Below are 20,797 nucleotides of genomic sequence, written 5' to 3'. Positions count from 1 at the left end.
ATTCCTCCTTAGCCGGGGCCCGGCTCGCGGTTGAGGCTGTACACGCGAGCGCCCCAGTCGTCCTGGCGGTGGATGCCGGCCGCCGGGTTGTGAGTCAGGTCGAGCAACTTCCCGTTGTTCGCCGTCTTGTAAGTGCTGAAAGAAACGTCTGGTGGACGGATCTGAGCCTTGTCGCGGGTCCGCGAACCACTGCCGCTGCCGTCCTCGCCGAGCACGTCGTTGTTCATGCTCCGGGCCCACACCACGAACCACCTTCGCGAGTCGATCTGCTGCGAAGGGCTCAAGCCGTCGGACATGTCCATGTGCTTCCACTCCATTTCGAACCTGTGCAGCTTGTTCGCGGCACCGGCCTTGAAGAAGAAGTTCGGCCCCCAACCGGCCACATCGGAGCGCCACTCAGGCGGGGAAGTGCCGTGCTCACGTGTCACACCGATGCCCATCTGGAAGCGCGGGGAGCCGGCGAACTCGAACTCCAGCCGCAGCAGGTCAGTGCGACTGCCGTGGGCCTGGATGATGTACCAGGGCCTCCAACCGTCTGAGTTCACTAGGGCGCGCCACTGCGGCACGGTGATGTCGTATGAGACGCCTCGTGAGGTCCACCCGCCGAGGCTGGCTCCCACGCTCAGACTCGGCCGGGAGACGGACGTGACAAAGGCCCTGCTGGTCGTCGCCGAGGTGAGTGCGCCCGCCGTACTCACGCCGGGGGTGCCTATCGATCCATGCGCCGACACGCTGGTGGGGTAGTTCACCGACATACCGCCGGAGAACTGCTGATGCCGCAGTGGCTGCCAGGCGCTGAGGTACTGCGACGCGGCCACCTGCGTGACGGGGTACCGGTCGATCACTGCGTCCGGGGCGGGGAACTCCAAGCTCTTGATCCGACGGTCGATGTCGGCCAGCGAGTTGTCCAGGCCGCCGGCGAATGCGCGTTGGTTCGCCACTACTCCCACTGTCCCTTCTGGAAAAGGGACTCCTGGACGAGCGTCAGCTCGCACCGGTCCGTCCCGTCGCCTTCGACGTGCACGCGGTTCTCCGTGACGACGAAGGGCTCTTTGATGGTCATGAAGCCGGTGTTGGCCTCCACGTTGATCTTGATGCCCAGGTTCGGATTCAGCGTCTGCGGGTCCTGGTAGGTGCTCGGGTAGGTGATGACCCGAGGAACCCGGATGCCCTTGTTCCCGAAGGCGAGCTGTGTCTCGGCGCGGGAGTCGAGGGTCTTGGCGTCAGCGATCCGGTCGAACCGGCCAACGACGTCGCGCACGGGCACCTCGCGGCGCAGCAGGACGTTGTCCTTGCGCCGCCTGATCGGCAGGTTCCCCGAGCGGCCTATGGCGTACGAGACGTTGGCTACCTGCGTACCGTCGAGGTAGACCTCTGGGATCTCGCAGTTCACGCGGTCCTTCAGCGTGGGGAGCGGGTTACCGTCCCGGCCGGTCGCCCAGCGGGGGGTACGGTCTCGCGTGTTCCTGAACCAGCAGCGCAGGTACTCGTCCGGATCGTCCATGTTCACCCTGGCCGAGTCCATCGCCAGGAAGAACCCGGAAAGGTCGTCCGCCATGTCGTAGATGTCGCGGGCGACCTCGCGCCATTCACCTGGCTGGGCGTTCCAGTCGTAGGAGCGACCGGTGTCGACCATCGCTGTGGTCTCCGTGTTGATGCCCCAGTTGATGTTCTCGCTGTACACCAGGGCGCGGATCAGGTCGACCTGTTCCTTCGACTTCGCGGTGCCGGTGTGGTTGCGGGTCTCGTAGAAGCTCATGAAGTCGCGTGCGTGGATCTGGAGCAGACGGGTGTTCAGGTCCATCCGCATGTTCCAGATGATGCCGGACCATACGAGGTAGCTCTCCTGGCGTGTGTCCCAGTCTTCGGACTTCCGGACGATGCCGATGCAGTACTTGTACGGCTCGATGCCGGCGAGCTTCTTGAGCTCCTGCTGCCACTCCTCGGCTCCGTCGAGCGGGATGCTCACCGCGGCCTGGCCGATCTCGTCGAGCTTGAAGGAGTACTCGATGGACGCGGCGGGGATGCCCCGGGCCACGATGTACGGCCGGAACCCCTTCCACTTCAGGCTGTGCGTCTTGTGGAGCTGGTGGGCGGGGTCGTCGTACCGGTAGTCGCCCATCGGTCTCCACTTGTAGATCCGCACCTCGTACGGGTTCTGCGGCAAGGTCTCCTCCCTCTCATGCGGAGGGGCGGCCGAGGCCGCCTCGCACACGCACGAAAGCCGCCTCAGCGGGCGGCTCCTTGGTTAGTTAGTTTGGTGGTTTGGGTGAGGGGTCAGAGGGCCTGCACCAGCGAGATGCCCGAACTGGCGTCGTCCGTGACCGTGGCGTCACCGCCAACCGAGCGGGCGTACGCGTAGACGCCGTCACCTGCGCGCAGGTAGACCAGACCGGAGCACGAGATGCGCCACTCGATGTTCTGCTCGTGGGTCGAGAAGGACTGACCGGTGATGATGTGGTTGTCGCTCTTGCGCTTCAGCTCCACGAAGAAGGACCCGCTCTTGGCGTACTTCGTCATCCCGTTCACGGTGCACATCACCTGGTAGTTGCCGCTGGTCCGGGCCTTGGCCACACCGGCGTTGCGGTCGAAGTCGGTCTCTTCGCCGTACCAGCTTCCCTTGATCGGAACGACGGTCCATCCGGAGCCGATGGCGAGGCGCTTGAAGACGCCCCGGGACATGAACGGGGTCTGCTTCTCGATGTCCCCGACGCGGGTGGCCAGCTTTGCGATCTCTCCCTTGCTGCGGCTCACCTCGCCAGTGAGGGCTTCCTGCGTCTTGCGGATGGTGTCCGCTGCCGTCACGGCCTCGGTGGCTTTGCCGATGGACTGCCTGCCCTGGTCGGCGGCGGCAGTGATCTCGTTGATCACATCCCGTTCGCCAACATAGAGACGGCCTTGACCCTGGATGCGGATGTTTCCCGTGTAGCCCTCAAGGCTGGTCAGGTCGCCCTTTTCGCCCTTGGGACCCTGATCGCCCTTGAGTCCCTGCGGTCCCACCGGCCCGATCGGGCCGACAGCCCCTCGGGGGCCCTGCGGCCCCATGAGGCCGGTGACCTCTACCCAGGCCGCAACCGTGTCGCTGCCTTCGGGAAGAGCGGAGCCCTTGACGTACTGCTTCTGCCAAACGGAGCCCGTGCCGGTGTGAAGGTACATATCGCCAGGGGAACCCTCGGAGTCCGAGGGGGCGGACGAGGACGTGTACCACTTGTCGCCGGACAAGACGCCCATGGAGTTCCAGGCCCCGTTCACACGCTCGAACAGCTCGAACTTGTGGGCGTTGCTCGTGTTCGGATTGGGAGTGTGGGTCCGCTGGATGTAGAAGTTGCCGTCGTAGCCGTCTACCGGGGGAGTCTCGGTGCCCTGGCGGAGGGAGGAGCCGTCACGCACCCACTTGTAGTCGCCCCGGAGCATCCACCGGCTACCAGTGAGCAGGTCCATGTACTGCGTGCCTGGGCGGAAGAACGAGCGCTTGGCAGTGTCCGTCGTCGGCGCTGTCGGCGGCATGCCTTCACGCGCCGGCCCCGTCTTCGTCACGAGGTACTGGTCCGTCTCAGGGCGGAGCCGGTAGTCCTCGATGGCCCAGGTGCTCGGAGTCGGCCGGGTGAAGCGGGCAAGGACGAGGGACCCGTCCTTCGCGTCACCGATCGATGCGACGACCTGGGGCACGATGTCCACGGCCTTGCCGAGGCCGCTGAACTCCGGACTCTGCACCTGGAGCACGATGAACCCGGAGTTGGCCGACGTGGTCAGCGTGAACTGCTTCGGCTCCGTCCGCTCGATCCAGATCATGCCCTGCCGGTTGTCCCGGTTGTTGTCCTTCACCCACGCCCGGCCGGGCGAGATCAGGACCGTGTTGGTCGCGTCCACGTTGGGATCGACGAAGAAGGACTCACGGGTCTCGATTCCCTTGGTGAAGTCCACCATCGAACCGAACATCCGGCGAAGATCCTTCGCGGCATACTTGGCTCCGTTGGTGAAGTTGATGTTCGTTATGTCTGCCATCGCGCATCCTTAAATGAACTTGTCGAGTGTCCAAGAAACTTGCCCCCGCAGGTAGGCGGAATCGGCATAGAAGAGGGCTGCCCTCGGTGCAGCCGAGCCTGGCTTGCCGGACATCAGATGGCACATGACCGTGCTGCCCGGGTCGATCCGGAACCACTGGGCGAAGGTGAGTTGCGCACTCACGTCGCTCCGCCGACCCTGCTGAGTGACGAAAGCCTTCCGGCTCTTTGTGTCGAACTCGAACATGTCCGAGGGGCCGAGCTCCAGAGGGAGCCGACCGAAGCGGGTCAGTCCGATCTTGCCGACGAGCTCTCCGGTCGGAGCCTTGCCCGTCAGGTCGCTGGCCGCGTAGCCGGCGGGAGGCTTGCGCGCCTCCACCCACACACCGCCCTGAGCGGGGCCGTACACCCTGGCGGTCAGGTCCGTGGACTGCATGGAGCCGTTCGTGACCACCGCGGGCACCTGGGCCCGCATATGGGCGGTGTCCGGGATCTCCACCAGCTCCGAGGAGGTGAAGTCGAACATGGGCGTCGTGAGGTCCGTGAGGTCGATACCGCCCTTGTCCCAGGTGCCGGCCACCATGTCCCGGTGGTAGGTCCCCGTGGCCCGAATCCATGGGTCGGTGCACTCGAACTGGATGTCCACGATCGGGGACAGGGTGGAGGCATACTTCGCGTCGATCGTGACCGCGCGCTTCCGTACCCGACCACGCACCTTCGCCGGGGCTCCCTGGGCGACACCGGGGATGCAGAAGTGCAACTCCTCCTCGCGCTCCCCGTAGGTGAAGGCGCCGTTGACCTCGCCCATCAGGTCGGCGAGTTTGCTCTCATCCTTCGCGAAGACCCGGAAGGACATGTGGATCGTGCGACCGCGCATCCAGTCTCGACCGGGCCAGCGCCCATGGGTGGCGACCATTTCGATGTCGTAGTCCTTGATCTCGGGCATGTCGCCGATGCCGGTGATCTCAAGCGGAATGAGCGGGGAGTCGCCCCCGAGGAGCACCCCCCGATACCAGAGGGTCCACTCCTTCCCGGGGAACGAGTCCACGTGCGCGGAATCTCTCATCGTGGTCCTCACACGTAAGGGGCCACCCGCGGGCGGGCGACCCCTTACTTAGTTAGTTTGATACTTTGGCCAGGGCCTCGCCCGGCGTGCCGCACGGGTTGTGCGGCGCCGATCAACGCGTGATCCGCTTCAACTGCCACGCCACCTCACGGGAGATGGCGACCGGGTCCGCATTGGTGTTGGCGTTGATGGTGACCGTGTGCTGAGCAACTGGCTCCGAGGGACGGTTCTGCTTCTCCGTCAGCGCGCTGATCGCAGACGACAGGGCGCCACCGGACCGGTAGGAGCTGTACAGCGACTCCTCCGGCAGAGCCTCACTGAACTCCTCGGCATCGAATGCGGACGGCATCGCCGCGAAGGTCATGAACGGCATCGCGTAGCTCTGCGGCATCGCGAGCTGCGGGGCGGCTGAACGCTGCGCGTCGGAGGCTGTCTGATTGATCTCCGTCACGACCTTCGTCGTGTTGACCTTCACGTTGATCGTGTAGGTCTGCGAAGTCACCGCGTTGAGTGCGGACTTCATGGAGTTGGCAGCCGACTGGACCGCGTTGGCGGCCCGGTTCGCCTCCGACTGCACCGTGTTGGCGTATGCCGGCCACTTGCCGCCGGCATCCTTGGGTACCGCCCCCAGAGCCTGGGTGGCCTCCTTGCTGTGAGAGTCGATTCGAGCCTTGGCCGTGCTGAGGGTCGTCTCGATCTTCTGGGCGAGGTCGTTCCACGCCTGGGAGGAGGTGACGTTCATGTTGGTCGTGCCGGTTCTGGCATCGTTCACAATCTTGTCCCAGGTCTCCCGCGATGATGCACTCATACCGTCGTACGCGGACTTCGAGGCGTCCTTCGCGCCGTTCATGCTGGACGTGATGCCGTCCTTGCCCTTCTGGGCGCCCGCTGCTGCCTGCTGGGCCATGCGCTCCGCCTGGAGGGCCACGGCATCGGCCGTGGCCGCGGAACCGGTAGCAAGGGAGTCGAAGACGGTCTTGGACGAGTCGTTCATGGTGTTCATGTGCGTCGTCCAGGAGACCTCCGACTGCGCCGCGGCGGCGTCGACCCGGATCTGGGCATTCTCCGCAGCGGTGCCGATCCCAGAGTTGATCAGATCGGTGTACTGCTGGATGTTGGACCAGTGCGCAAGCACCCCGTCCTTCATCTGCCCGTGCGACTGCGCGACCTGCTGCGTGGCGTTCATGGCCTGCTGCTGGATCGCCAACAACGTGGCGTCAGTACTGGTCTGAAGGTCCTCGAACATCGTGCGCGTGTTCTGCGACGTCTCCTCGTTGTCCGAGACGAACTTGCCCTTCAGCCAGTCCCAGGCGCTCCCCAAGGAGTCCATGGCTCCCGGCAGGTCACCAGTCATCAGCTGGTTAGCGGCAGCCATGCCGGCCGCCAGCGGCGTCAGCAGGTCGACGAAGCGGGCTAGCCCATCGATCAGCTGCGGACCCAGGGCCGCGGCGAGGTTGGCGAAGTTCTGGCCGAGGCCGACCAAGGCAGCGATCATTTCCGGCTTGGTCAGTTCGACAGCGAGCTGTCCGAAGACTTCGACCATGCGCTTGATGCCCTCGACCACGGCACTGTCGGAGAGGTTCGTCAGGATCTCGGCCAGCACATCTGCGATGGCCGACATGATCTCGGGGCTGGCGTTGGCCCAGACGACCATGAAGTTCTCTAGGGCGGGCATGACCTTGGACATCGCGGCACCGATACCGTCGAGAACGGTGGGCAGCACACGGGCGCCGGCCGCCATGAACCGGGCCATGGGTTCCGCGCTGTCGGAGAAGGCTTGCGCGATGGCCTCGAAGGCGCGACCGAAGTCGTCACCGTGCCGCGTTGCTTCCTCGACCCAACGGCCGACCCCCTCACCGAGTAGTCGCAGCCCCTCTTGGACGTGCGTCATGAAGGCGTCGAACTGGGCGGTGTCCAGGGCACGGCCCATGCGAGTGCCCAGCTCATCGAAGAACGAGGCGATGCCGTCCGCGGCCTTGCCGACCGAGGCCGCCCCGTTGGTCAGATTGACCATGAACCGGCCCAGTGCCATGACCACGACATCGATCCCGCGACCCATCTCACGGATCACGACACCGAACTTCGCTCCGTTCTGGGCGAGGAGTTGGACGAAGTCGCCGAAGGTGCGACCGAGCCCGATGAAGGTGCCCTTCAGGGCAGTCGCGAACTCGACCATCCCGGACTCCTGAAGCGCGCTCGTGACGCGCGGGAGTACCTGATCGACGAAGCCGGTCAGAGAATCGACCAGCGGCTGAACGAACTTGGAGCCCGCGTCGAAGAACTTCTGGAGCTGCGGGGAGATCCGATCGAGCCACACCAGGATGCCGTCGAACGCCTTGTCGAAGGCCCGGAACATCGAGTCGGCGGCAGGACGCACCTTCGATTCGAGGACCGATCTCAGCTCCTGGAACTTGGCTTTCGCCTTGTCCGTGTTGAGGAGCACCAGGCCCAGCGCACCGACCATGGGCAGCAGGGGCACGGCGGCCAGGGCCAGCGCCGCGACACCAGCAGCAGCCATCGCGATGGCCACGGCCCCGAGCAGGCCGACGATCCCGACAGCGGAACTGACCAGAGAGGCCAGGGCGGCGCCGGCGGCAGACAGGACCCCGATCAGGGCGCCGCCGACGAACACCACCAGGCCGAAGGTTGCGGCGAGGGTGACGAGCGTGATGACGAGCTGGGGAACGTTGCTCGCCATCGAGACGAACGCGCCACCCATCCTGCTCGCAAAGCCGCTGGCGGAGTCGGCCATGCCCGACAGCGATCCGGTGATCTTGGCAGCCATGGAGGCGAAGGCGCCCGAGCCTTCCGCAGCCGCGGCGGTCGCTGAGGCGCCGACCTTGAGCACGCCCGCCGTCAGTCCGGCCGCGACGGCTGTGACGCCGGCGATCACACCGCCCAGCGCCTTGAAGGCCAGTGTGCCGGTCCGCCAAAGGCCGTTGATGACCCGTGCGGTCATGTAGATCGCGTTGTTGCGGATGTTGGTGGTGATGACGACCTCGCGGCGGTGCGTCAGCCACGCCAGGCGGGCAGCCACTCCCGCGACGCGGGCGTTGTCGAGGTCGGGGTTGATGTCCACCTCGCGACGGCGTTCCAGGGCCTTGAGGGCGGCCCTTGCGCGCGCGGCATCGAGGTTGGCCTGGATGTAGACCTGGCGATGCCGGTTCTCTCCGCTCAGGGCCGCCAGGCGCATCCGAGCCGTCGCGTCGTCCAGGTCGGCCTGGAGCTTCACCTTGCGGTCGTGGGCCAGGCGCTCCAACTCCAACTCGGCCTTGACCGAGTCGACCTCTGCCTGAAGGTGGATCTCCTCGTTCTGCAACGCCCTTCGGATCTTGCGCTTCAACGCCTCTTCGTCGACCCCGACATCAAGCCTGTTGTCCTTGATGACCGCGTCGATGGTCATCTTCCGGTCCCTCGACGCCGCTGCTACCTTCGCCTTCGCGGCTGCGGTGTCGGCGTCGACCTTGACCTTGATCTGCCGGTCCCGGGACAGGGATTCGAGCTCTGCCTTGACCTTCGAGGTGTCGGCCTCGATGTCGAGCTTGAGCTTCTTGCCGTTGAACCACGCGATGAGTCGTGCGATCTCGCGCTTGAATTTCGAGGTGTCGGGGACAACTCGAATGTTGACTGAACCAACAGTTGCGCCGCCGGGCCCGTCAGCCATGAAACCTCCCTAACTAACTTTGAACGGGGCCCCCTTGTCTTCCTGGAAAGAGGAGCGGGCCAGAATTTCTGCGGGAATGGCAAACGTCGCCTGGCCGGTTTCGCCGTACAGTTCGCGGTCCTCGGGCTCGGGGAGTTCATCGTCGAGTGCACCGGAGAAGGGGTTGTACCTCTTCTCGGACTCCTTGGTGGAACCCGGGCGGCGGTACGGGTCGGGTTGTTTCACGCTTCGGGGGTTCTTCACCTTGGAACGCACGAACGAGGTATGGATCATCTGAAGTGCGTCCAGCATCTCGGCGAGGATGAAGGTATTTCGGTCCCAACCCGCGTCCTTGACGCCTCCGTCGCACAGTGCCCGGCTCTTGAACGCCGACTCAAGTGGAAGGTGCTCGATGAGCGCAAGACAGAAGCGGGGCGGCAATGCGCCGGTGAACAGCCCGTGGATGTCGACTCCGTAGAAGCGCATCAGGTCGGCTGCGATCTCCCCGCCGTACTCGTCGAGGGCACTGCGGAGGCTTAGGAGTTTCCCGCTTCGCCGTCTTCCATCCAGACGCCGAACACCTTGTTCCGGGCGCCCATGGGCAGCTTCTCCAGCGCGAGCTTCAGGGCGTCCTTCTTGTCTGCGGCGGCGACGAGGCACTTGTCCATGGCGTCGATCTTCCCGGCCTCGGACACCTTGTCGTCCTGGATGATGTCGATGTACTTCAGGACGGCCTTGAAGTCTGCACCCGGAAGGTTCTCGAACTTCCGCAGCTTGATGCTCTCTCCCTTGATGCCCTTCAATTCGACGGCCGGCGCCTTCTCCGCCTCGTCCAGCAGGGTCTTGAAGTCCAGAATCGCCATGAGTTCTCCCTCTCTAAGTGATCATTGTTTCCTCCCTTTCTGTGTGGATGTAAAGTGAACCCCCAGGGAGCGGAAAGGGAGGAACACTCCCTGGGGGTTGGTATGGGTGCGTGAGGGGGGCCTACACGCGTACGGCGCCGTCCTCGGCCCTGATGCGGGTCTTCGGGAAGACGCGGCCGAGGCCGTCCTTCGCGGTGTTGGGGACGACCTTGTTGTCCTTGTCCAGCTCCAGGTACGCGCGGCCCTTCACGATGGAGGCCCGTACGGGAACCTCCGTCAGGGCGGACGGGTCCAGGGTGATGGAGTCGGAGCCGATGATGCGGACGGACGGGTAGTACCAGGCGACGACGTGCTTGCCGTCCGTGCCGATGATGTACAGGGCCTTGTCCGTGGTCGTGGGCGTGTTCGGAATGACGAACTGCCCCTTGGTGACCGCCGAGTCGCCGGCACCGTAGTAGAGCTTCAGCGTCTCGATGCTGATGTCCGCGAGGTTCATGGTCATCGAGTACGACTTCGGGGGCGAGGTGACCTCAAGGGCCGGCACCTGCCAGGTGCCCAGAGTCTCGGGGTCGTCGCCCTCGGCCGACATTTCGATGCCGTTCTCCAGGCTCGTGTTGCCGATCGAGGTCCACTTGGCTGTGGCCAGCCTGTCGGTCTCGTCCTTCCACGTGAACGCGATGTCCCGGCCGTCGGGCTCGAAGGGGAACGTGGGCGGCGCCGGGGTGTCGACCGGGGCCACGTACACGTAGCCGGTCTTGGGGGCGAGAGCGTAGTGCTTCGGCTTGAGACTTTCGTCGGTGATGTCGGGCAAGCAAGCCCTCCTTCCAGCCCGTGAGGGCATCACGAAGAGGCCGCCCACCGGCTGACCGGAGACGACCTCTTAGTTAGTTAGTTTGGCGCTTTGGGTGACCCCTCAGCGGTGGCTGTACACGATGTAGCTGGCCACGAAGCGGTGCACGTCCGGGTGCTGGAGTTGGGTGTCGCCGGAGGAGTAGAGCGGACCCGTCACCTCCTTGAAGTACGACAGGCCAGGGTTTCCCGGCTCCAGCACGGACCGGAAGCGATCCCGGCAAGCCGATGCCAGAGCTGCCCGGACCTGTCGGGCCAGGAGAGAAGCCTCTCGCCTGGTCGCAGCGAAACAGTGCACGGTGAACACTCCCGAATCGAGGTGGTTGGAGTCGCGTGCAGTGCCGCTGCTTTTGCGGACGATGACCAGGGGAAGCAGGTCAAGCCAGTTGTTGGGCATGACGACTCGGACCGTGGCTTCCCGTCCGAACTCCCGCTTCAGGTAGAGACGTACCGCCTCGATGACGATGGCTTCTGAGTCGGGCAGCAGGTAGGTCAGTGCAGCCCCTCCTCGATGATGTGAATGCCGTCGACCCACTTGATGGGCGGACCCTTCTTGGTCCGGCGGTACCAGTGGCCGTAGTTGATGGAAAGAATGTTGGGATCGGTGAAGACGATGGCGTAGCCCTTCTCGTGCTCCTGGACCTCGATGTGGTTGATGAGCCAACCCGACTCGACGTGTCCAGCAGCCTTGGCCATGACCTTGGCCTTCTGCCGCTCGGCCGCCTCCTTGAGGGCGCTCTTGACGCCCGGGAGGCCGGCCGCGATCTCATTGGTCCGTGGGTCTACCCACCCCATGACTGCCTCGTCTCTCGATCACGGCACTGACGAACGCCGTGCGCCGGGAGCCGCGGTGCCGGCGGGGGTATTCGCTGACGGTCCAGGTACGTCCCTCGAACTCGACGTCGCCCCAGCGGAAGGTGGGAAAGTCGCGTGCCAGGATCTTGTACCGGCCGGGCTCCGACCAGCCCTGTGACGCATTGTCGTCGGCGTCGATGGGCTGGGCGAAGACCCGAAGGGTATGTCGTCGGCCGCGGCCGGGGATCGTTCCGCCGTAGCCGTCGTCGCTCTCCACCAGCTCGTACACGACCAGCTCCAATGGTGCGCGGTCGAGAATGCCCATGACGCCTCCTACGAGCTGTTCTCGGCGTCGATGACGTCCTTGACGGTCTCGTCGTAAGGGAAGGTGCGACGGCTGTTGATCGCGACTGCGCGGACCACATCCAGGGTGCGGACCCCGTACTTGTTGGCCAGCTTCTCAATCAGCATGATCTCCTGCTTGGATGGGGCGAAGCCGTTGCTTCCCTGCTCTGCGTACCGGTACTGGTACTCGCCGGCACCCTCCGAGACGAAGTTCTCGGGGTTGCGCATCCGCCGCTCCGTCATGGCCAGGGTCACGGCCTTGACTGCGGGAGGGGTGCGAGCCTTGCGTCCGTGCTCGTCGCAGCCCCACAGAGGGCTCCCGTAGGCGCGAACGATGTCTGAAGCATCAGCGATAGCAGCGGCGGCCTGGCGCTTCTCCAGCTCGTCGACGAAGGGCCGGCCCATGCGGGCTTCGAGCTCCTGCACCGTCCCTAGAGGTTCACACATGGATGCCTCCTTGATCGGTGCGGAGGGCCCCGGCCACCTACTTAGTTAGTTTGGTGGTTTGGCCGGGGCCCTTCGCCGGGATGGTTACTTCACCGGGGCGGTGCCGGCCTTCGGCTTGAAGGTGACCTTCTGGGCGCGGATCAGCTTCGGGGTGTCGACGACCTTGCCGTTCTTGTCCCGGGTCCGGTCGGTCACGAAGGCGACGCCCGCGTACGAGGACAGGAAGCTCCGCTCGCTCGCGGTCAGGGAGTTGTAGTCGCGAATCCAGCGGATCGCGTAACCGCCGTCGGCGGCCGAGGAGCCTGCCGCGACGCCGCCGGCCGGAACGGCGGGGGCGCGCGTGACGAGCTGGATCGCGGTCGGGTGGTAGGCGTAGATGTCGAACTCGCCGATGCGGTTGTCCTGGACGATGGTGAAGCCGTGCAGTCGGGTGATCGTCGCATCGCGCAGGGCGGAGGCTTCACCGGCGGCCTGGACCTGGGAGAGGTTCGGGTCCGCGAGGAGCAGGCCGGCGGCCTGGGCGCCCATGACGAGGAATCGGCCCGAGGTCGGGATGTTCCGCTGGGTGAGCTGGGTTGCGAGCTGGGCGATGGCGAAGCGCACTGCCTTGCCGGCCTTCTCCTGATCGGTCAGGTCGATCTCGACGCTGGACGAGTTCTCCGACGTCCACAGGGAGGCGGAGGCTGCGTCGGGCTTACCCGTCGAGAGCAGGTTGGCAATCATGAACTCCAGCTTGTTCACGATCGCCTCGGTCTGTGGCATGGCCACCTGGGAAGCGAAGTTGGAGACCGACAGGGACATCTCGGCGTCGGACAGGTCTACGGCCGAGTAGACGTGGCGGTCGAGCTTGATGCCGATGACCGTCTCGTTCAGGGCCTCGGACTTGATCTGGCGAGCGGTGTAGCTGTCGTCGGGGCCGTGAGTGCCCTTGCCGGCGTCGATGTCCTCGTCGAAGCCGTTGAGCATCGCGGGGCGGCGCACGTTGACGACATGGCCCTTGGCGCCGTCGAAGTCGGCGGCGGGATGCTTCTGGACGGTGCCGGCCAGGATGACGGACTGCTCGATGTTGGCGAGCGCGACGGCGGACAGCTTCTCCGCCTCGTAGATGAAGTTCTTCGTATCAGCCATAAAGTGGCGTCCTCCTTGAATCGGGGCATGAAAAAAGCCCCCAGCAGGGGGCTTGGGTGGTGAGCGCTACTGTCAGGCGCTGTAGAGCTTCGAGCGCTCACGAGCAACGAACTTCTTCGCGTCGAACGCAGTCTCGTTGGGGTCCAGTCCGCCCTTGCCGAGGCCGCCCGAAGGGGCACCAATGAAAGCGGAGAGCTGCTTTGCGTCCAGGGCCATGGCCTCGTAGTCGTCACCGGAAAGACGGTCGACCAGGGCCGACGGGATGCCGAACTCGGAGCCGACCTTCTGTCGGAGGAGACGACGCTCGACCTCGGCCACGCGGCCTGTCGCAGCAGCCAGCTCCTCCTTGAACCTCTCCGCCGAGTCCGCGCGATCGGCGGTCTCCGAGTACTTCGCCTTGAGGACGTCGAACTCCGCCTTCAGCGTCTCGTACTGGCCCTTGAAGTCGTCGGCCGGCGGAGCCTGCCGATGGACCTCCCCGGCGGGCTGGTGAGCCAGATCCCGCATGGTCGGGTCCTCGCGCGGCTCGGGTGCCTCCGAAGGCGCTTCGGCCGCGGCCTCGGACGCGGTTTCCTCAGCGGCCCCCGCGTCCCCTTCGAAGGCCGTGGAAGTCTCGTCGATAATCTCGTCAGCCATCAGTCAATCTCCCTTTGGTGCGTGGCTAGGTAGCGGCGGAACTGCTGCTTGTTGCCGCCGCCGAAGTTGTCCCAAGCGGCTACGGCCGCCTTCACCTCGGGCGGGTACTCGTAGTCGTTGGAGAAGATCGGAACTGCTTCGCATTTGCAGTTCGGGTGGAACTGCCGAACGTCGGCGTCACCGGCAGTCCACTTGTTTCGGTAGCTCGCTCCTCGGGAGGCGAGCATGATGCAGAAGTAGCAAGCCCCCTCCTCGGGGACACGCATATAACGCAGGGCTCCGGGGTCCTTCAGGACTCCTTCGGAGATGGCCTCCCGGCCGCCGCCCTCAGCAACCTTCTGAGCCTCCCCGCTCAGGCTGTCCGCGATGGACTCCATGAGTAGGTCGTCCAGCTCGTCCAGCGACTCCACGGTGAGGAAATCCTTGTCGGCTTCCATCTCGGCCTTCTTCAGACGCTCGGTCGCCTTGAAGTGGAACGCGGTCGACAGGTCCTTGTGTGACACGCGGTCGTCGTCCTCGCTCCAGGGTGAGGGGTCCAGTCGAATGGGGTCACCGACCCCGGACCCCTTCGGCAGGTCCGCGGTGTCGTACAGCTCGTTCCACAGGCCGTTCAGCGTCGGACGGATGCCGAGCCCGTCATCGACGGTACGGCCGAGCCAGATCGCGCGCTCCAGGCGGTAGTACGCCTGGCCGGCCTTTCTCGACTTCTTGCGCAGGCTGTTGATCTCGTGATGCCACTGGGCGACGAACCCCGCCGGGTTCTTCCGGAGCACTTGCGGGGTTGTGGAGGACACGAGCCGCAGTGTGAGCCGAACAGCTTCAACGCCGAAGGAGTTCTGGGCTGCTCGGAACACTCGGCGGGCCTTATCGGACTGCTGCTGCCTGCTGTCCATTCTTCATGGTCTCCTCTGGCTGCGACTTCGCCTTGGCGGTGGCTGCCGGCGGCTTCTTGTGGTCAGCGCCGCTCAACGTGGGACGCGGGGACGTCGGGGAAGTCGTCTCCCCGGGGGTCTCCGCCTCGGTCGACGACGCCTGCTCCAGGCGCTCGCGCACCAGGTCGACGTCCTGCTGGGTGAAGCCCGGGATCTTCGTGAGGACCAGGTCGACGGGGACACCCATCTGCGACAGCTTGAGGCCGGCGTCCACGGCTTGTGCCAGCGACCGATTGCCCTTGTCGGCCCACTGGACCTCGGCGTCCTGGATCTCGAAGCCGGTCTGGTCGCCGGATACCAGGGCGCACAGACGGAGGACCAACTCCCAGCTCTCACCGAAGGAATGACGGATCTCGTCGATCTTGCGCGTGAACGCGCTTTCGGCCGCCGCGAGGGCGTCGGCTGACAAGTTCGCCAGCTTCCCCGACAGGAGGTAGTGAGGCGGGGTCTCCGTGACCGCGCACATGTGCCTGGTCAGCAGCTCGATCGCGTCGAGGAAGTCCTTGGTGGGGGCGGAAGGCAGCTGCCCGAACTGGGTGTCGGGGTTCGGGCTGACCAGCATGGTGCTCGGGTCCAGGACCGGGGGGATGTAGGTGGGCTGTCCCTCGTCGTCGAGGATCGGCATGCCGTTCTCGTCCACCCGTTCGACGGGCGAGAGGCCCGTCGCCGTCCTGATGGCGAAGCCGGTGTAGTGCTGGGCGATCAGCAGCGACAGCCACATCTGGTTCAGCTTGTCCTGGTACCGGATGATGCCCTCGACCATGCCTTGAGAGCGGCCCATCAGGTCCAGCTTCGGGGTGAAGCGGACCACCGGGCAGACACCGAGACCGTGGGGGCGCTTGCCCTCGATCGTGTACTCCTTGCCGATGGTCAGGTCGTAGACGAACTTGTCGTCGAAGAACTTGCCGCGGGTCGGCTCCTTGTCGGAGTACACGTTGTTCTCGATGAACAGGGCGTACAGCGGGAAGGCATCGAAGATCGGGTCGTCGTATCCGGCGAACATGCGGATGGCCGGGTAGGTACGGATCTCTGGCATCTTCGGGTCGACGCCGGGGCGCTTCTTCGGGTCGGCCGGCGTCACCGTGACGTACGCCTGGCCCGACTCGATCGCGGAACGGTGGACAAGCCCTTGACGCTGGTCCATGCGGTTCGACTGCCAGAACGTCCACTCCGGTGGATTGCCCGTCACGTCAGGGCGCCGGTATCCCTCGACGGACAGCGCGTTCGACGGGGCATCCACCAGGAGCGGGATGATGTTGTGGAAGGAGCGTCGAACGAGTTCCTTGAACTCCGGGTTGGAACGTCTGGGGGTGTAGGGCGAAGCGTGCAGTCCGCGGACGTACTGATCGACGGTGTTGAGGCGTTTGAAGTCCTTCTCGATCATCTTGAGGGACTGTCGTATCCGCTCGTCGATGTCGGTGATGTTGATGGGGAGATTCGGGTCTAGCGCATCTGTCAAGTGCTACCTCCAGGTGATCAAAAACCTCCAATCACCTGGTACTGCGGTACAGGCTTAGGGGCTGTGTTCTTGCCGGACTCGACCAGGCGGCGCCTGGCGATGTAAGCGGCGAGGGTCGCCGCGTAGGCGTCGACTTTGTACTGGGAGTCCCGGCTGGCCTTGCCGAAGCCGATGCCGAACTTGTTGTGCCGCTTCTTCGCGTTCTCGACGTGACGCTTCAGGCCGAAGTGGCCGCTGTGCTTCACGAGGCCCTGCTCGACCGCGCCGACGAACGCCATGTTCGCGTCGGTGATCTCGCGTTGGTTGCCGCGCATGTCGTAGGCGACCGCGCTCTTGGCGGTGGATCGGATGGCGAGGCGCGGGCCGTACTGCTCGGACCACTGGTTGACCCAGGTCTCCCAGAAGGCGACGTCGCTGAAGAACGCCTGCACCTTGTAGTTCTGGAAGCACCAATCGACCATCCCGGAGACCTCTTCCTTGTCCACCTTCCAGACCTGGGCTTCCGGTCCGTCGGGCTTCTCCCAGATGGCGATGGGCTGGATGAAGGAGTCCCGCACGCGGATGGCCACCAAGGCTGTCGAGTCGTCGGCTTCGCCACCATCGAGACCCAAGGCGATTCGGTCGCCCCGGCGTAGCTCGCTCTCGATCTCACAGCGGCCCCAGGCCACCGGATCGATGAGCGAGTCTTCGCTCGCGGTCACGAGGTTGCAGTACTTCCGAAGGATCTCCTCGTACGTGATCACGCCGGAGTAGCACTGGTCGATGATCGCGTCGATGTCCGCCCAGTAGGCATCGCCGTAGGCCGCGGCGATGGCGGCCCGGAGCTCGTCCTCGTTCTCGATGTCGAAGTCAGGGTTGGCTGTCCGGGCCTCGTAGTAGAGGCCGGTCCGGCGCTGCTTGCCGTCCTGCTGTCGCTGCCACGCGACGTGGACGCGCTCCGCGACGCTGTCCTCTCCGACGATGTAGGCGTTGGTCGCCATCAAGATCCGGCCGCCTACCTTGGCGGCGTTGGCGGTCGCCGTGCCGAAGACGTTGTGGCCCCCGTTGGACTCGTTCCAGTGCCACGTCTCGTCGAAAAAAAGAGCCGATGGCCGGCCGCCTTCGGCGGAGCGGTACGAGGCGGTCTTCGCTTCCAGGATGGCGAACGTCCCGTCGGGGTGCCGGGCGTGGTAGCGCTCCTGGCCCGGGTCGATCGCGTACTTCGCGATGGCGTCGGGGTGGAACAACGAGTGCAAGGTCAACATCACGTTCTTCGTCTGGTCGATGTTGACGGCGAACAGCTGCACCCACGGCTCGTCGGCGTGCTTGCCGACCGCCCGGCCCTTGTCGTCGAAGTGTGAGAACTTCGCGGGCCCCAGGAACTCGACGGCGGCCAGCGTCGCGAAGTAGGGCCCCTTGCCGGTGCCCTTCGCCAACTGCAACGCGCCTTGCGTGTACACGAACTTGCCGTGCTCGTCGATCTCGTACCAGCGGAGGATCGTCCGTACCTGGGACGGGGTGTACTTCCAGTCCTCCCGGAAGTTCTCCCGAGCCCATCGGAGGATTCCCCAGCCGAGCGTGCGGTGTTCGCACGCCCGGTTCCCGAACGTCTTGCAAGGACCGCACTGGGGAACGTAGTCGTCCTTGATCGTGAGGACGGCGTCCACGTTCCTCCCTTGGGTAGTGCCGACCGTAGGGAGCGAACCCCTCTACAGGTAGAGGGTGCGTACCAGCGTCTCGGCTAGCTTCTTGGCGGCCTCGATGTTCTTGTCCAGGCTGCCCTGGTTCTTCACGGGGATGACGGCCTCCTCGTACACCGGTCCGAAGTTCTCGTTACGAAGAACCACCTGGGTCCCGTAGTCGAGCACGACGGCCGTCGCGACACGGATCTCGTTCTGCGGCTTGATGTACAGCTCCCACTTGCGGGCGAACACCGAGGTGTCCTGACGCCAGTCGAAGGTTCCGTCCCAGACCATGTGCCCTCCTAGACAGCTGCGGCGTACTCCTCCATCAACGCGGTGATCTCCGCGTCGATGTTCCGAGATTCGATCTTCGTGAGTTCCATCCGGGCGATCCGGCGGCTGGCCTCCGTGGCCAGGAGCAGCGTGCAGCCCTTGAGGATCACGTCCAGCAGGCGGCCGGACATCTTCAGGCCGGCGCCCAGGTAGCGGGTGATGACCTCCGCCATGAAGTAGGCGAACGCAACATCGCTGGCCTGGTAGAACACGGCCTGGCCGGAACGCTGAAGGCTCTCGTACCAAGCCGTCGCGAGGGGGTGCCAGTACTCCTCCGGCTCGTGCCAGCCGGCGCACGGCTGGGGCTCCGTCTCGATGCGGAGCCGGCGCCTGGTGGCCTCGGTCGCGAGGAATTCCTCCAGGCCCTTGATGACGGAGCCCACCATGTCGAGGCTCACCCGGTCCTCGTACCGGAGCAGTGAGGCGCTGGCCGACTCGATGACGATGCGGAGCGTCGCCCAGTCCGAAGGCTCGAAGTACAGGCTCACGGGGGAGTCGGAAAATCCGCGGTAGAGGAGTTGGGCTGCGGGATGCCAACTCGGGTCGAAGTTGTCCTCCCGGGCCGCGATGTTCTCGTACGTCTTCGGCGTGACCGTCAGGTCCACGGCCGCGTTCCGCCGGCGCCTCTCCTCGGCCCGCTTTGGGGCCGGGCCGTTGAACCCCTGCCGGGCCACGTCAGTCCTCCTCGTCGCAGGGTTCGACCGTGAACCGCTCACCAGACCACGTGGTCACGGTGCAGTGGAAGTCGTGGCACTGCTCGCAGTAGTCGTCGTCCCAGAACTCGTCAGCGCCGAGAGCGTCGCCGCTCGCGAACACATCGTCGTACTCGTCAACGAGCTCGTACGCCTGGCGCTGCTGGCGGGTCTCCGCCCGTAGCCGGCGGTCGGCCTTGTCTTCGAAAGCCCGTAGGGGCTTGGCCTTGCTCCTACTCATTGCTCACGCTCTCGTGGCTCTCTTTCGTGTCGTTGGGGATCGACGGGAACCCCCTGGGAGCGGAGCTACAACCAGGGGGCTCAACCGCAGCGTCACGCCCGGAGGGGCGGAGGAGCGAGCGAGTATCTGACGAATCCAATCCGGACCTCGCTCAAGAGCGGAGTTTCAATCTCCTCTCACTTATAAAGAGGGGCCGCAAACGAGTTTTCGCGGCATTCTCGGAATGTGGTACCGGTCACTTATCCAACGCGCCGGGTCGGCGCCCACGACCAGGGCCCAGGCTGTGGCTCAGGCGGGCCCTTTTGCGACCCTCCGCGGCCTCCAGCGCGGTCTTCCGGTTGTGGTGGAAGAAGCAGAGCACCTGGAGGTTGTCCAGGCGGTTGGAGCCGCCCTGGGACACCGGGGTGATGTGGTCGACCACCGAACCCTCCGCGAGGCAAGGAAGGCCGGTGTCGTATCGGGTGTGCTGGCACAGGCCGGAGTCACGCCGCCAGGCCGCCGGCCGAAGGCGTGACCAGTTGCCGCGGTAGGCCGAGCTGGTGGACGAGGACCACCCGGAGGTGGGCGGAGTCCACGGCATCGCACCTCCGGAGGTTAGTTAGATATGTAGGTAGTTTGGAGAGGGGCCTTCGAAGGCCCCCGTAGAAAATAGAGGCAGCCCTTTAGGGGGCTGCCAGAGATCTAATTGCAAGACCTAGAGCCGCCTTTTGGGCGGCCTGCTGAGAACTGCCTGAGCGTTCGGTCGTTCGCTTCGCTCACTCCCTCACTTAGATAGAGGTGCCGCGCGAACCAGGTCCGCGGCACGGTTAACCAAAGAGTGGGCCAGCTCACATGTATAGCCATGCGTTCGCAAGGAACGTGACCTGTCGATTCGGCGGCGCCACTGCCGGCACTTCTTGAGCGTGACCTGCGGTGATCAGGTGGAGGCGGGATGGAGGGCGCTGGCGGGGGAGCAGGGGGCGCGCGGCTTGCGAGCACAGAGTGAGATCGGGTCACTCTCTGCACTTCCGGACCCGTACAGGTTGGGAGGCGCTATGACGCATCGGTCAGGGGGTTTAGGTCACCCGAGGCACCCCCCTCCCATCCCTCTCTTCTTTTCTCTTTGAATTTTTCTGCCCTTAATTGTTGCAATGATGAAATGTTTTCGTTTTGAACTTTTCGACTTGAAATTGATTGATCAACATTCAATCGACGAAAAGAATCGCAATGCAATGCATCGCATATCCGTGCGTGCCACCCATGACCGTGCGCCTGCGTGTGCATATGTGCTGCGCTCGTGTGTGTCCCTGTGTGTAGGCGTGTCGATGTGGTCCGTCAGTACCCCCACCGATCGCGCCCCCTCGTTCGCCTGAGCGCCACGCCCTACGCGCTGCGCACGTGCGGCCCGTCGACAGAGAGGAGCCGTGCGCACGTGCACGCGCGCACGCGGCGCCCACCGCACTACACGTGATGCCGTACTCGGCAGCGGACGCCGGTACGGCGTGCCCAGCGCAGCAACACGCTTGTCATCCACATGTGTGATCCAGGTAACAACTTAGGTGGTGCATGGTGTCTGACCTGCGGGTTTGTAGACGCGCCTGCTCGACACAGGTACCCCCCACCCCTATGTCTGGACCTCTGGCGACTTGTCATCCACACACCGCCGTGCGTAATGTTCTCGGTGTCAGCAGGACACGACGACAGCCGCAGGAAGCGGCCGAGTG

At 64.8% G+C, this 20,797-nt stretch carries 21 protein-coding genes; all 21 read right to left on the bottom strand.

The genetic code is table 11. The features are described 5' to 3' along the window. Window positions 1–8 precede the first annotated feature (8 nt). The 21 genes from ACGFXC_RS24335 to ACGFXC_RS24235 all read right to left on the bottom strand — a co-directional run bounded on the left by ACGFXC_RS24335 (window position 9) and on the right by ACGFXC_RS24235 (window position 19,515). Window positions 9–941: a hypothetical protein gene (locus ACGFXC_RS24335; protein ID WP_393716042.1), complete on the bottom strand. Its 933-nt coding sequence runs from the start codon at window positions 939–941 to the stop codon at window positions 9–11. Continuing rightward, window positions 941–2,167, bottom strand: a complete 1,227-nt coding sequence (locus tag ACGFXC_RS24330) for a hypothetical protein (RefSeq protein ID WP_393716040.1) — start codon at window positions 2,165–2,167, stop codon at window positions 941–943. Before ACGFXC_RS24330 ends, ACGFXC_RS24335 begins: the two co-directional genes overlap by 1 nt. Before the next feature lie 110 nt (window positions 2,168–2,277). Beyond that, window positions 2,278–4,005, bottom strand: coding sequence for a hypothetical protein (locus ACGFXC_RS24325; RefSeq protein ID WP_393716038.1), 1,728 nt, complete (start codon window positions 4,003–4,005; stop codon window positions 2,278–2,280). A gap of 9 nt (window positions 4,006–4,014) precedes the next feature. Next, on the bottom strand, window positions 4,015–5,052 hold the full coding sequence (locus ACGFXC_RS24320; protein WP_393716036.1) for a hypothetical protein: 1,038 nt from the start codon (window positions 5,050–5,052) through the stop codon (window positions 4,015–4,017). Window positions 5,053–5,182: 130 nt separating this feature from the next. Further along, window positions 5,183–8,734, bottom strand: a complete 3,552-nt coding sequence (locus ACGFXC_RS24315) for a hypothetical protein (protein WP_393716035.1) — start codon at window positions 8,732–8,734, stop codon at window positions 5,183–5,185. 9 nt (window positions 8,735–8,743) lie between these two features. Then, complete coding sequence (locus ACGFXC_RS24310) at window positions 8,744–9,199, bottom strand: hypothetical protein (RefSeq protein ID WP_393716034.1); 456 nt, start codon at window positions 9,197–9,199, stop codon at window positions 8,744–8,746. A 50-nt stretch (window positions 9,200–9,249) separates the two neighbouring features. Then, the gene (locus ACGFXC_RS24305; RefSeq protein ID WP_125813743.1) at window positions 9,250–9,576 is read right to left on the bottom strand and encodes a hypothetical protein; all 327 of its coding nucleotides are present in this window, start codon (window positions 9,574–9,576) and stop codon (window positions 9,250–9,252) included. A 121-nt stretch (window positions 9,577–9,697) separates the two neighbouring features. Further along, window positions 9,698–10,387: a hypothetical protein gene (locus ACGFXC_RS24300; protein ID WP_125813742.1), complete on the bottom strand. Its 690-nt coding sequence runs from the start codon at window positions 10,385–10,387 to the stop codon at window positions 9,698–9,700. Window positions 10,388–10,489: 102 nt separating this feature from the next. Next, window positions 10,490–10,627, bottom strand: coding sequence for a hypothetical protein (locus tag ACGFXC_RS24295; protein WP_185910897.1), 138 nt, complete (start codon window positions 10,625–10,627; stop codon window positions 10,490–10,492). Between the two features lie 290 nt (window positions 10,628–10,917). Then, entirely contained in the window at window positions 10,918–11,220 is a 303-nt protein-coding gene (locus ACGFXC_RS24290) for a DUF5403 family protein (protein WP_393716032.1), read from the bottom strand. Next, the gene (locus ACGFXC_RS24285; protein WP_125813740.1) at window positions 11,192–11,545 is read right to left on the bottom strand and encodes a hypothetical protein; all 354 of its coding nucleotides are present in this window, start codon (window positions 11,543–11,545) and stop codon (window positions 11,192–11,194) included. Before ACGFXC_RS24285 ends, ACGFXC_RS24290 begins: the two co-directional genes overlap by 29 nt. Window positions 11,546–11,553: 8 nt before the next feature. Next, a complete protein-coding gene (locus ACGFXC_RS24280) occupies window positions 11,554–11,991 on the bottom strand; it encodes a hypothetical protein (protein ID WP_393716030.1) in 438 nt (145 codons plus the stop codon). A 105-nt stretch (window positions 11,992–12,096) separates the two neighbouring features. After that, on the bottom strand, window positions 12,097–13,140 hold the full coding sequence (locus tag ACGFXC_RS24275) for a P22 phage major capsid protein family protein (RefSeq protein ID WP_125813738.1): 1,044 nt from the start codon (window positions 13,138–13,140) through the stop codon (window positions 12,097–12,099). A gap of 72 nt (window positions 13,141–13,212) precedes the next feature. Further along, window positions 13,213–13,776, bottom strand: coding sequence for a hypothetical protein (locus ACGFXC_RS24270; RefSeq protein WP_393716028.1), 564 nt, complete (start codon window positions 13,774–13,776; stop codon window positions 13,213–13,215). Beyond that, entirely contained in the window at window positions 13,776–14,669 is an 894-nt protein-coding gene (locus tag ACGFXC_RS24265; protein WP_393716026.1) for a hypothetical protein, read from the bottom strand. The genes ACGFXC_RS24270 and ACGFXC_RS24265 overlap by 1 nt, the downstream gene beginning before the upstream one ends. Beyond that, complete coding sequence (locus ACGFXC_RS24260; RefSeq protein WP_393716025.1) at window positions 14,641–16,167, bottom strand: phage portal protein; 1,527 nt, start codon at window positions 16,165–16,167, stop codon at window positions 14,641–14,643. The genes ACGFXC_RS24265 and ACGFXC_RS24260 overlap by 29 nt, the downstream gene beginning before the upstream one ends. 17 nt (window positions 16,168–16,184) lie before the next feature. Next, entirely contained in the window at window positions 16,185–17,813 is a 1,629-nt protein-coding gene (locus tag ACGFXC_RS24255; protein WP_125813734.1) for a terminase TerL endonuclease subunit, read from the bottom strand. A 42-nt stretch (window positions 17,814–17,855) separates the two neighbouring features. Further along, window positions 17,856–18,122, bottom strand: coding sequence for a hypothetical protein (locus ACGFXC_RS24250; RefSeq protein WP_393716023.1), 267 nt, complete (start codon window positions 18,120–18,122; stop codon window positions 17,856–17,858). A gap of 8 nt (window positions 18,123–18,130) precedes the next feature. Continuing rightward, window positions 18,131–18,766: a hypothetical protein gene (locus ACGFXC_RS24245; RefSeq protein ID WP_393716021.1), complete on the bottom strand. Its 636-nt coding sequence runs from the start codon at window positions 18,764–18,766 to the stop codon at window positions 18,131–18,133. Window positions 18,767–18,836: 70 nt separating this feature from the next. Continuing rightward, entirely contained in the window at window positions 18,837–19,094 is a 258-nt protein-coding gene (locus ACGFXC_RS24240) for a hypothetical protein (protein WP_393716019.1), read from the bottom strand. A 235-nt stretch (window positions 19,095–19,329) separates the two neighbouring features. Then, entirely contained in the window at window positions 19,330–19,515 is a 186-nt protein-coding gene (locus ACGFXC_RS24235) for an HNH endonuclease (protein ID WP_393716017.1), read from the bottom strand. Window positions 19,516–20,797: the final 1,282 nt, after the last annotated feature.

Origin of the sequence: Streptomyces sp. NPDC048507, from assembly GCF_043199995.1 — a bacterium.
Lineage (GTDB): Bacteria > Actinomycetota > Actinomycetes > Streptomycetales > Streptomycetaceae > Streptomyces.
The sequence above is the reverse complement of the archived record's forward strand: the minus strand, read 5'-3'. Positions and strand labels throughout refer to the sequence as shown.

What these genes read in the sequence shown, in the direction of transcription:
- ACGFXC_RS24240 (WP_393716019.1), bottom strand. Translation starts at nt 19,094, where the DNA reads ATGAGTAGGAGCAAGGCCAAGCCCCTACGGGCTTTCGAAGACAAGGCC.
- ACGFXC_RS24270 (WP_393716028.1), bottom strand. Translation starts at nt 13,776, where the DNA reads ATGGCTGACGAGATTATCGACGAGACTTCCACGGCCTTCGAAGGGGAC.
- ACGFXC_RS24305 (WP_125813743.1), bottom strand. Translation starts at nt 9,576, where the DNA reads ATGGCGATTCTGGACTTCAAGACCCTGCTGGACGAGGCGGAGAAGGCG.
- ACGFXC_RS24285 (WP_125813740.1), bottom strand. Translation starts at nt 11,545, where the DNA reads ATGGGCATTCTCGACCGCGCACCATTGGAGCTGGTCGTGTACGAGCTG.
- ACGFXC_RS24315 (WP_393716035.1), bottom strand. Translation starts at nt 8,734, where the DNA reads ATGGCTGACGGGCCCGGCGGCGCAACTGTTGGTTCAGTCAACATTCGA.
- ACGFXC_RS24275 (WP_125813738.1), bottom strand. Translation starts at nt 13,140, where the DNA reads ATGGCTGATACGAAGAACTTCATCTACGAGGCGGAGAAGCTGTCCGCC.
- ACGFXC_RS24325 (WP_393716038.1), bottom strand. Translation starts at nt 4,005, where the DNA reads ATGGCAGACATAACGAACATCAACTTCACCAACGGAGCCAAGTATGCC.
- ACGFXC_RS24265 (WP_393716026.1), bottom strand. Translation starts at nt 14,669, where the DNA reads ATGGACAGCAGGCAGCAGCAGTCCGATAAGGCCCGCCGAGTGTTCCGA.
- ACGFXC_RS24290 (WP_393716032.1), bottom strand. Translation starts at nt 11,220, where the DNA reads ATGGGGTGGGTAGACCCACGGACCAATGAGATCGCGGCCGGCCTCCCG.
- ACGFXC_RS24250 (WP_393716023.1), bottom strand. Translation starts at nt 18,122, where the DNA reads ATGGTCTGGGACGGAACCTTCGACTGGCGTCAGGACACCTCGGTGTTC.
- ACGFXC_RS24310 (WP_393716034.1), bottom strand. Translation starts at nt 9,199, where the DNA reads ATGCGCTTCTACGGAGTCGACATCCACGGGCTGTTCACCGGCGCATTG.